The organism is Micromonospora sp. NPDC051924 (assembly GCF_055586005.1).
Window position 1 is genome coordinate 23200 of the sequence record NZ_JBVJJA010000063.1, and the last position, 10502, is coordinate 33701.

10 protein-coding genes are annotated in these 10502 nt (G+C 69.3%); 2 read left to right on the forward strand and 8 right to left on the reverse strand.

Annotated elements, in window-relative coordinates; genetic code table 11:
• Positions 1-16: 16 nt before the first annotated feature.
• Genes ACZ6S5_RS31560 through ACZ6S5_RS31580 form a run of 5 tightly spaced genes read right to left on the reverse strand, consistent with a single transcriptional unit; the run spans position 17 to position 5308 of the window.
• Positions 17-1090: a glycoside hydrolase family 130 protein gene (locus ACZ6S5_RS31560; protein WP_466005882.1), complete on the reverse strand. Its 1074-nt coding sequence runs from the start codon at positions 1088-1090 to the stop codon at positions 17-19.
• A gap of 1 nt (position 1091) precedes the next feature.
• Positions 1092-1952, reverse strand: a complete 861-nt coding sequence (locus ACZ6S5_RS31565; protein WP_466005883.1) for a carbohydrate ABC transporter permease — start codon at positions 1950-1952, stop codon at positions 1092-1094.
• A gap of 1 nt (position 1953) precedes the next feature.
• Positions 1954-2934 (reverse strand): carbohydrate ABC transporter permease, encoded by a 981-nt coding sequence (locus ACZ6S5_RS31570; RefSeq protein ID WP_466005884.1) that lies wholly within the window; start codon positions 2932-2934, stop codon positions 1954-1956.
• Complete coding sequence (locus ACZ6S5_RS31575; RefSeq protein WP_466005885.1) at positions 2934-4226, reverse strand: extracellular solute-binding protein; 1293 nt, start codon at positions 4224-4226, stop codon at positions 2934-2936. The genes ACZ6S5_RS31570 and ACZ6S5_RS31575 overlap by 1 nt, the downstream gene beginning before the upstream one ends.
• Positions 4223-5308, reverse strand: a complete 1086-nt coding sequence (locus ACZ6S5_RS31580; protein ID WP_466005886.1) for a LacI family DNA-binding transcriptional regulator — start codon at positions 5306-5308, stop codon at positions 4223-4225. Before ACZ6S5_RS31580 ends, ACZ6S5_RS31575 begins: the two co-directional genes overlap by 4 nt.
• Before the next feature lie 365 nt (positions 5309-5673).
• On the opposite strand from ACZ6S5_RS31580, the gene ACZ6S5_RS31585 reads away from it, so the two are divergent.
• Positions 5674-5880, forward strand: coding sequence for a hypothetical protein (locus ACZ6S5_RS31585; RefSeq protein WP_466005887.1), 207 nt, complete (start codon positions 5674-5676; stop codon positions 5878-5880).
• A 192-nt stretch (positions 5881-6072) separates the two neighbouring features.
• Here the strand turns inward: ACZ6S5_RS31585 and ACZ6S5_RS31590 are convergent, their stop codons facing one another.
• Together ACZ6S5_RS31590 and ACZ6S5_RS31595 are read right to left on the reverse strand one after the other, a co-directional pair.
• Entirely contained in the window at positions 6073-7956 is a 1884-nt protein-coding gene (locus ACZ6S5_RS31590) for a multicopper oxidase family protein (protein WP_466005888.1), read from the reverse strand.
• Positions 7953-8408, reverse strand: coding sequence for a DUF6220 domain-containing protein (locus tag ACZ6S5_RS31595; RefSeq protein ID WP_466005889.1), 456 nt, complete (start codon positions 8406-8408; stop codon positions 7953-7955). The genes ACZ6S5_RS31590 and ACZ6S5_RS31595 overlap by 4 nt, the downstream gene beginning before the upstream one ends.
• A 337-nt stretch (positions 8409-8745) precedes the next feature.
• Here ACZ6S5_RS31595 and ACZ6S5_RS31600 point away from each other — a divergent pair, with 337 nt between their 5' ends.
• Positions 8746-9351, forward strand: coding sequence for a hypothetical protein (locus tag ACZ6S5_RS31600; RefSeq protein WP_466005890.1), 606 nt, complete (start codon positions 8746-8748; stop codon positions 9349-9351).
• 2 nt (positions 9352-9353) lie between these two features.
• Here the strand turns inward: ACZ6S5_RS31600 and ACZ6S5_RS31605 are convergent, their stop codons facing one another.
• Entirely contained in the window at positions 9354-10229 is an 876-nt protein-coding gene (locus ACZ6S5_RS31605) for a TIGR03621 family F420-dependent LLM class oxidoreductase (RefSeq protein ID WP_466005891.1), read from the reverse strand.
• Between the last annotated feature and the right edge of the window lie 273 nt (positions 10230-10502).

Consider the following 10502-nt stretch of genomic DNA (forward strand, 5'->3'; position numbering starts at 1 on the left):
GTCCGGTCGAGGAGCCTCATTGGCGGCGCTCCAGCCGGGCGACGCCGATTTTCGTGTCCGCCATGCCGTAGAACACGAAGTGGACTCCGTCGACCTGTTCGATCGCGGTGGGAAAGACGACATTGGGCACCGCGCCGTGGTGTTCGTCTTCGGTCTCCGGCACGAGGATCGGTTCGGCGGTGCGGGCCAGCACTCGACCCGGGTCAGCTGGGTCGAGCAGCATCGCCCCGGCGCCGTACTCGACGCGTTGCGCTGTGGGGTCGAAGCCCGGCGGGATGTGTCCGGTCACTCCGTGGTGGATGAGCAGCCAGCCCTCGGGGACTCGCAGCGGTGGTGGACCGGCCCCGATCTTCAGCGCTTCAAAGGGAGACTGCGGCAGCGCGACGCACCGATGATCGCGGGGGCGAGCCAGCGCCGTGAGGTCGGTGTGCACCTCGTCGGCCGGAATGTAGGAGATCCAGATCCCGGGTCGTTCATCGGTGATCCCGGCCGGCAGGTGCACCCCCTCGCCCGGGCGGAACCAGCCCAGGTCCCACATCGGCCGGTGGAGTAGGGCGTAGCAGGGCTGACCGCTTGGACCTGGCACAGGTTCCGGGAAGAAGACGGCGTCCTTGTTGGGAAACAAGTTGAGGTCCGTGTCCAGGTCGGGTTGGTAGGCGAACTGCACCGGCCCCAGCCGTCGCCACGAACGTAGATCGGTGGAGGTCGCCAGGGCCAGGCGGGGACCGAGGGGTCCGTACGCGACGTATGTCATCAGGTGCCTGCCGAGACTGGGCACCCAGGTCGTGCGCGGGTCCTCCACCCCGGCGTTGTGCAGCCCTCGTTCCCAGCCCTCGTCCGGTGCCAGGACGACACCCTGCCGGCGGACCCCGACCGGTATGCCGTCGCGCAACTCGACCTCGGCCAGCCCGACTCGGGACACGTTGCCGGCGGCGACGAGTCGGGGCAGCAGATGCAACCGACCGTCGGGCGTACGCCCGCTCGCCGGATTGAGCACTCCCTCCGCCTCGAAGGGCGCTTCGGGATCGGGCGCCATCACCACGCCCAGCCGGACCAGGGTGTACGGGACAGTGGTCGAGAGGTGTGGCATGTCAGCCCTTCACGCCGGAGCCGATGTCGGTGGAGACGAAGTGCCGCTGGAAGGCCACGAAGAGTCCGACCGCGGGCGCGGCCAAGACACAGGCGCCCGCCAGGATGGCGCCGTACGGGTTGGCGGCCCGGGACGCCACGTTGGCGATGTAGTTGGCCAGGGAGACCGCCAACGGCTGCATGTGCGCCTCCTTGGTTATCAGGAACGGCCAGAGGAACTCGTTCCACGGCCCGATGAAGGTCAGCAGGACCGCAGTCAGCAGCGCCGGTCGAACCAGGGGGAGGGCGACCGACCAGAGAACCCGGAGTTCTCCGGCGCCGTCGATGCGGGCGGCGGCGAACAGGTCGTCGGGTAGTTGCAGGAAGAACTGCCGAAAGACGAAGACGGCGGTGGTGTTGATCGCGAACGGAAGGACCATGCCGAGATAGGAGTCGGCCAGTCCGTAGCCGCGCACGATGAGCACGTAGAGCGGAATGAGCAGCAGTTGGAACGGGATCACCTGGACCAACAGGACCAGGGCGAACAAGGTGCCCCTGCCGCGGAAGTGCAGACGTGCCAGCGCGTACCCGGCGAGCACGCCGAAGACCACGGTGCCGAGGATCACCCCGCCGGTGAAGATGCCGGAGTTGACCAGCGAGCGCACCAGATCGACGCGGGAGTTGATATCCCGGTAGTTGCCCAGGGTGAGCCCGGACGTGGGGAACGCGCCGCCCACCGAGGTGTCGGGTTCGGACTGCAGGGAGCCGATCAGCATGTAGTAGAAGGGGAACAGGAACATGAGAGCGCCGGCGAACAGGACGGCGTAACGGAGCAGCCCGGACCATCGCCTGCCGGCGCCCCGCGTGGCGGTCGTTGATGTCACGTCAGTCCCTCTCGATCAGTCGGCGATTGACGGCCGAGATGACCAGCACGCCGATCACGAGGAGCACGCCGATGGCCGCGGCGACGTCCGGCTCGCCCTGTTGGATGCCGCGCTGGTACATCACAAGGACCGGGGAGGCCGACGCCCCGTTCGGCCCGCCGCCTCCGGTGAGCAGATAGGGCTCCGTGAACAGGTTGGCGCCGGTGATGGTCGCCAGGATGACCACGAGCGCGGTCGCCGGGCGGACCGCCGGCACGGTCACCGACCGGAACTGGTGCCACCGTGACGCGCCGTCGACCGCCGCCGACTCGTACAGCTCCTTCGGCACGTTCTGCAGCGCGGCGAGGTAGAGCAGGATGAAGAAGCCGAGCTGCTTCCACACCACGAACACCGCGATGACCGGCATTGCGAGGCTCTCGTTGACCAGCCACGACGGCTCGGGCGCCAACGGGCCGAGCACGGTGTTGACCAGTCCGTTGGAGTTGAACAGGAAGAGCCACACGCCGACGACGGCGACGCTGGCGGTCACGTACGGGACGTAGAAGGCGACCCGGAGGAACGCTCGGGCGTGGACGGCCCGGTTCAGCGCGGCCGCCAGCAACAGGGCGAGCGTGGCCGTGAGCGGCACGTTGATGATCAAGAAAATCAGGATGTTGCCGAACGACCGGCGAACAGCCGGGTCGGTCAGCGCGGCACGATAGTTGGCCAGCCCGACGAACGGGCGGTCGACCACGGCGCCGGGCGCGGCGAAGAAGTAGTCGTGGAAGCTCATCCAGACCGCGAAGCCGAGCGGGTAGGCGAACACCACGGCGATGTAGACGGCGTACGGCGCGGCCAGGACCATGCCCACCGGGTGGCGGCCGAGCACGGCCGCCACCCGGTTCCGTGAGACACGGAGCGGGCCGCCCACGGCGGGGGAGGTGCCGCCGGTGCGCCCCGCGGGCTCGGCGGGAGTGGCGGCGCCGGCGTGGGCGGTGGACATCAGGAACCGGTCGCGAGCTGGTCGACCTTCTGGGCCGCGGCGGAGAGGGCATCAGGCACCGGCTTCTTACCGAAGATCACCGACTCCGAGTACGCGTCGCGGAACGCCTGCCAGATGGCCACGGAATTCGGCACGTTCGGCACCTCGACCGTGCGGGCGGCCTGCTCGGCGAACTGCTGGTAGGCGGGGTTCTTCGAGAAGTAGTCCGGGTAGGCGGTCGGCAGGTCCTTGCGCAGCGGCATCTGGCCGGTCTTGCTCAACAGCTCGCCGTCCTGCTCCTTGCTCGTGGCGAACTTCAGCACCTCCCAGGCCGTAGCTCGGTTCTTGCACGCCGAGTACATGGCGACGTTCTTCGCATCGCTGAAGGTCTTGATCTGGTCGGCCGACTTTCCGGCCGAGGTCGGAACCGGTACGGCACCCCACTTGACCTTGCTGCCGTAAACCGCGATCGCCCACGGTCCGACGATCGCCATGGCGGACTTGGCGTCGCCGAACGCGTCACCGTTGTATGCCTCCTTCGGCGCGAGACCCTCGTCGTACAGCGTCTTCCAGAACTCCGCGACCTTCTGGCCCTCCGGCGAGTTGAACTGGGACTTGCCGTCCTGGACCAGTTGTTTGCCGTCCGTCTCGGCGGCGAAGAGCGGATAGAAGTCGAACCAGGGCTGGAAGAACTCACTGGCCGGTGAGGGCCAGATGGCAGCCTGGGCGGCCTTCGAAGACTTGATCTTCCGAGCGGCCGCGAGGAAGTCGCCGTACGTGGACAGCGTCGGCTTGTCCGCATCGAGGCCGGCCTTCGCGAAGATCTGCTTGTTGTAAAAGATCATGACGGGGTTGGACTTCCAGGGCAGCTGGTAGAACTTGCCGTCCGGGGACTTGTACTGGTTGGCCGTGTCGCCGGTGCGATCCGCGATGTATTGAGTGGCGCCGGCGAAGGAGTCCAGCGCGACCAGGCCACCCTGCTTCTGAAACTGGGGTACGGCCGCAGGGGCCGTGTTGAAGATCAGACACGGTGCGTTGCCGGCGGTGATTGCGGCGCCGATGACCTCCTCCGACGTCTTGCCGGCCGGGAGCTCCTGCGCGGTGACCTTCTGGTCGGCGTGCTGCGCGTTCCACGCCTCGACCATGGCGTTGCCCCAGGCCAGCTCCTCCTTGTTGTTGGAGAGCCAGATGGTGATCGGGCCCTTGGCGGCGTTGGCCTTGTCTGCGTTACCGCCGCCACCGCCCCCGTCGCCGCAACCAGCGGTGACGGCGAGGGCGAGGGTCAGGACGACTGCGGGGACGGTGCGTCTCATGTCTTCTCCAATCCGGGCGGGTGTGGCGGCCGCGCGCCGGTCGGGCGGCGTCGCCTTGCGGGTTGGGGTGGGGGCGCTGTGGAGCCGCGTACGACGAGCTGCGCGGGAGGCGCCGGGATGTCGGCCCCGGGCCCGCCGTCGATCAGGTTGAGGAGGGCCTCTGCGGCCGCTCTGCCCCAGCCGAACGGGTCGGTGCGGACGGTCGTGAGCGGCGGAGTGACGTACCCCGCCAGTTCGGTGTTGTCGAACCCGGTGACCGACAGATCGCCGGGCACATCGATGCCGTACTCCAGCGCGACGGAGAGTCCGGCGATAGCCATCAGATCGTTGGCGTAGACGACTGCGGTCGGCCGGTCAAGGTGGTCGAGCAGCGTACGCGTGGCCTGGGCTCCACCGGCCGCCGAGAAGTCGGCCTCCACCACCATGCCGGTGGGCAGACCGGCGTCCGTGAGCGCGCACTCCCAGGCGAGCCGGCGGACGGTTCCGTGCAGGAAGTGGCGGGGCCCGGCAACGTGAGCGATGCGACGGTGCCCGAGCTTGACCAGATGGTTCACCGCGGCGGCGATTCCCGGGCGGTCGTCGACCAGCAGAGCGGGGTAGTCGCTGGGCACGTCCGGTCGTGCGATCGTGACGGCCGGCATCTGGAGCTCTTGGAGGAGGGCGATCCGTCCGTCGTTTATCCGCAGGTCGAGAAGAAAGACCCCATCCACTCGTCCGTCCGCGGCAAGGCGCCGGCAGCTGGCTTCCTCGTCCGATTCCGGCACCATCTGCAGGACCAGGGCCTGTCCCCGGTCGGACAGGGTCCGCTCAACGCCGGCGATGAAAGTGGGGAAGAACGGGTCGGCGCCCAGCAACTCGGGGGGACGGGCGATCACCAGGCCGACCGCGAACGCGCGGGAGGCAGAGAGGGCGCGGGCCCGGTGGCTGGGCGTCCAACCGAGCGTCCGGGCGGCCTCGAGGATGCGCTGCCGGGTCTCCTCGGCCACGCCCGGCCGACCGTTGAGCGCGAACGACACCGCGCCCTTCGACACGCCGGCTGCGCGGGCGACATCGCGGATCGTCGGTCGACCTGGTCGTGCCATCCGCGCCTCCCCGGCGGCGATGCAAAAACCAGAGTGTTGCGTGAACTGCTAAACCGGTTTGTCTGGGAAGGCTAGACCGGTTTAGCGCAATCCACAACCGCACAGCCCAAAGCGAAAGATCGATATTAGGGTCACCGCCCCGACCAGGGGTTTCGCGCTCGGTGACCTCTTCGGCGGCCCCGAAGAGCCCAAGTGACAAGCAGAAGCACTCGGCTAGGGCGAGCCTCGATGGTCCCAGGCCATCACCCAGGTGAGCCTCGCCAACAGGCGGCGGCCCAGCGGTGCCTGGGGCGGAGTCACCCCACGCCAACGGCGTGGAGTTGACCCTGTCGTCGAGTGACCTGCTTGACGGCGACGCTGACGGCATGGATGTGGTGTTGGCCGGTGACGCGCTCTACCACCCGTCTGTGGCGGCCCGGATGCTGCCGTTCCTCGCCCGCGTCGTGGCGAAGGGCGCTCGGGTCCTTGTTGGCGATCCGGACCCGGGCCACCTGGCCCACGACTGGCTGGAACGGGTGGCGACGTACGAGGTGCCGATGAGCGGCGCTCCGAAGACGCGCAGCTTCACCTGACGGGCGTGCTCAAGCCACGACGCGACCAGGTGGACGACCGGCGGGGCCGGGCCACACGGCTGCGGCGTGGCGCTTCGCGGCGACCGGGTGGAACTGCCTGAGGCGCTGGATGAGCAGTCGGCGTTCGACGCGGTCATCGGCCGGTTGAAGACTAACTTGATCTTCAGCCGCGAACCGGCAGGCCCACCGGCACTACGGTTTGACTCCTTCATAGGCCAGATGCAGCATCATGCCCTGGTCGGCATGGCTGAGGTTGTGGCAGTGGTTCATCCAGAGGCCAGGGTTGGTGGCGTGGAACGCTACATCCCAGACCTCGCCCGGGCGTACGTCGAACGTGTCCAGCCACAGCGGACTGCCAGTTGGCGCACGGCCGTCGCGGGCCAGCACGAGGACCCGGTGGCCGTGCAGGTGCCACGGATGGGTGTCGCGGCTCCGGTTGACGACGGTCAGCCGGACGAGGTCCCCTTGGCGGACGACCTCGGTCGGGATGGACGGGAACGCGCGGCCGTTGACGGTGTACGCGTATTGCGGCCGGGCGCCGGACAGTGCGAGACCCCGGTCGAGTACCAGCGTGAAATGCCGGTCGAACCGGCTGTGCCCGTCGAACGGGGTGGCGGCGGGGGTGCCGTACCGGGTCAGGTCGAGTGCGGGCCAGCCGGCGGTGTCTTCGGCCACCGCCGGCCCGCCGTCGGGTTCCGGCGCCAGCCGCAGGCCGGCGGCGCGGTCGTTGTCGACCAACAGAGCCACCGGATGGTCCGGCGCCCGGTACGCCAGGTCGTAGCGGCCGCCTGCGGGCAGCCGCAGCCCGACCCGGGTCAGGTCACCGGGGCCGGTCAGCTCGTTGCCGTCGTCAGCGACCAGACGGTACGGGGTGCCGGCCAGGGTGAACCGGTGCGGGATGTTGTCGGTGTTGACCAGCCGCAGCCGTACCGGCGTGCCGGGCGCCACGCGTTGTTGCATGGGCTGGTCGTGGTTGCCGAGGACGGTGGTGCCGGCGAAGGTGTGCACGGGCACGGTCAGGTCCAGGCCGGGAGGCGGCGCCGCACGCGGGGTCACCACCAGCGTCCCGTAGAGCCCCATCCGGACGCCGCGGTCGGAGACCTCATGGGTGTGGTACCAGTAGGTGCCGACCTGGTCGGCGACGAAGCGGTATACGAACTCTTGTCCGGGCAGCGTCGGATCCTGGGTCAGGCCGGGTACCCCGTCCTCGCCAGCGGGCACGTCGTAGCCGTGCCAATGCAGGGTCACCCCGGCGCGGATGTCTGCGTTGCGCAGCGTGACCTCGATGAGGTCGCCCTCGGTGGCGGTGATCGGTGGTCCGGGGATTTGGCCGTTGAAGGTCCAGGCGGCGACCTTGCGACCAGACGACAGGGAGACCGTGGCGGTTTGGGCGGTCAAGGTGAGTCGACGCACCGTGCCGCCAACGGGCGGCGTTGCGGGGCCGCGGGGCATCGCCAGGGCAACCGTGTGCCCGTCGTGGTGGCTGCCGGTCGCGGCGCCGTCGGCGTCGCCGGCCCGCACCGCCAGTGCCGCCCCGACCAGCCCGACCGCGAGCGCCGCCGCCACGCCCGTGCGCATGCCCGGTAGCGGTCCGTCTGGTGCCGTTACCCGCCAGGTCACCAGCGCCGCGGCACCGACCAGGGCGACCGTGATCAGCGCGACGCCCCAGGTCGCCGGGTAACCGATCAGTACCGTGACGAGCAGGCCGGCGGCGGCGGCGTACCCGGCTGTCAACAGCGGGACCACGACGGCGGTGGGGTGTGCGGCCGGATCCTCGTGGCGGCGACGTCCGGCTGCCCGTATCAGGTGCGGGCCGGTCAGCAGTGCGGCGGTCACGGCGGCGGCGCCGAGCAGTGGCAGGGCCAGGGTCAGCTTCTCCTGCACGAACCACCAGCCGCGGCCGGCGAGGGTGACCACCAGGCCGACCCGGACGAGCGTGGCCAGCATCGCCACCGCGGACAGGGCCAGCGCCGGGCGCGGCCGGCGGGCCGCAGCCGTCGCGCCCGCGCCCAGCCACGCGGCCGTGGCGAAGGCACCGGCCGCCAGGTCCAGTACGAGCAGCAGGCCGGTGGTCATGCCGACGGGGTGGCGGCGGGCCGGGTCACACCGGCCGGCTTGGTCGCGGGCGCGGCGGCCAGCAGCCGGGCCCGGCGGAACACGACGCCTGCGACGGCCATGATGGCCAGCCCGTTGACGGCGTGCAGGCCGAGGATGGCCAACCCCGCCGGCGTGGTGGTGTCCTCGCCGCCGCTGACGGCACGCCCGAGGGTGACGATCAGGATCTGGACGACCACAAGGCCGAGCGGCAGGATCGACAATCCGATCAGCTTGCCGGGTGCGCGGGCCACGGCTGCGGCGATGGTCGCCAGCAGCGACAGCAACGGGATGACCATCGTGCCGGTGATGTCGTGCAGGGCGAACGAGTCATCGTGCTGTGGCTTGGCGAAGGCGCCCACCGCGGCGAAGTAGAACTGTGCGAGGACGGCGAGCAGCAATAGAGCGCTGAGTCCGACGTATACCTTGCGCATGGCGCACTCCTTGTCATGGTCGTAGTCGTCGGCCACACGGTAGGTAGGCAGCGGCCGGGCGTGCGTCCGCCTTCGAACGTATTGACGGATACGTCGAATCGATTACGTCACCGCGGGGGCCTACGTCCGGCGGCGACGCCGAAGGTTGGCTTCCGATCAGGTCGTGGGGCTCTCGACTGTGGTAGGTGTTCGGTGGAGTGGCCCGGGACTGTGGCGCCGTACGGCCTACGGATGGCCGGGTAGGCGGGCCGCCGCGGCTACGTCCGCTGACGTACAGCGGATTCAGCTCGCGAGCGGACGACCGGACGCCGCATCGCCCACAAGAATCTGGTCGGTCATGGACGGTTACCACGAGATGGCGCACAGCAGGCAGCCATCCGCCGATCAGAATGCTGGTTTCCTCACGATGAGCGTTTCACGAGACGACGCGCGGCTGCTCAGGCTCGGCGCGCGAACCCGCAAAGGCGTCCTGGTGGTCCACATCGTTTCCGCCGGTGCGTGGCTCGGTGTCGACGTCGCTATGGCGGTGGTCATCTTCACGGCGGTGTTCAACCACGACACCGGCACCCGGGCGCTGTGTTACCAGGCGCTTGCACTCTTCGCGGTGTGGCCGCTGTTCACCGCGGGCATCATCTGCCTCGCCAGCGGTGTCGCGCTCGGACTGGGCAGCAAGTACGGCCTGGTGCGGTACTGGTGGGTCGCCACGAAGCTGGCGTTGAACGTTCTACTCACGGGGCTCGTTCCGCTGGCGTTGCGGCCGGGCCTGTCGGGGTTGAACGAGCTGGGCCGGCAGCTTGCGGCCGGGCACCTGGAAACCGCGTCGGTGGGCAACATGATCTATCCATCGATCGTCTCACCTGCCGCCCTGCTTGTCGCTCTGGTGTTGGCCGTGTTCAAGCCGTGGGGCCGGATACGCAGCGTTCCTCCCCGCGCAGGGCGTTGAGGTCACGTACCGGCGAGCTGTTCCACCACCGGCGCGAGCTGTTCGAGGAACATCGCGCTCACGGTGAGGTAGGAGATCCCGAGCGTGTCGCGACGTCGGCGCAGGGTGCCGGCGACCTGCGCGGGCTTACCGACGAGGAAAGCCGTCCCGCCGATCGCTGCCATAACGCGAGGATCACCGCCGACCTGACGGGCGAGCCAGCCGTCGCCGGGCAGGTCCTCAAGCTCGCCGGCGACCGCCGCGACGTTGAGGGCCAGCTCCACGTCGTCGAAGCGGGCTCCGGCAAGGTCGCGCAGCTCGTCGACCTTCGCCGCAAGCTGCTCCTCTGGGGTCTGTGGCGGTAAACCCAGCGCGACGATGTCCGCTTGCTGGGCGGCCAGCCGCAGCACCTGCGTCCCGCGCCCGGCGACCAGGATCGGCGGGTGTGGCTGCTGAACCGGCCGCACGTGTGCATCGTCACTCGGTTGGCCGCAAAGCTCCTTCACCGCGTGGATGGTGTCGGAGAGGCGCTGTACCCGCTCTCCCGGAGTGCCGAACCGTACACCCAGGCGGGCGGCGTCGTGCTGTGCGGCGGGTCGCCCCGCACCGAGGCCCAGCTCGAAGCGGCCGCCGGAGAGCAGGTCAAGGCTGGCCGACTCCCAGGCCACCGCGGCGGGCGTCCGGTTGGGCGCGCTCAGGACGTACGTGCCGACCCGCAGTGAACTCGTCGCGGTCGCCGCCGCCGCAAGCGCCGGAAAGGGGGAGAGCGTCGCCTGGGTGTCGGGGATCAGGAAGGTGGCGTACCCGAGAGTCTCTGCACGGCGGGCCGTCGTCGCCCACGCCTGCGCGGTCGGTGCGAGCCCGGCGACGACGCCAAAGCGAAACAGGCGATCGGACATGAAGGAAACTCCTTGCGGTGGCGGGCTTTTCGACTGTCTCAGCGATGCTGCAGTGTGCCGGCCGCGCCGGCATTCCCCGAGAGGCGACCAATCGCCTACGCCCGCCGGCGTAGGAACGGTGACGGGCGTACGCAGTGAAGCGCTCCTGGTTTTCGCCTACCAATCGGGTCTGGTCCAGTGAGGTGATCTCAGCAAGGTTCGGCGGCCGAGTGGGGATGACACGGACGTAACGTCCATGCTGGACGGTGTTGGATACGGGCGTGGAGCCATCGA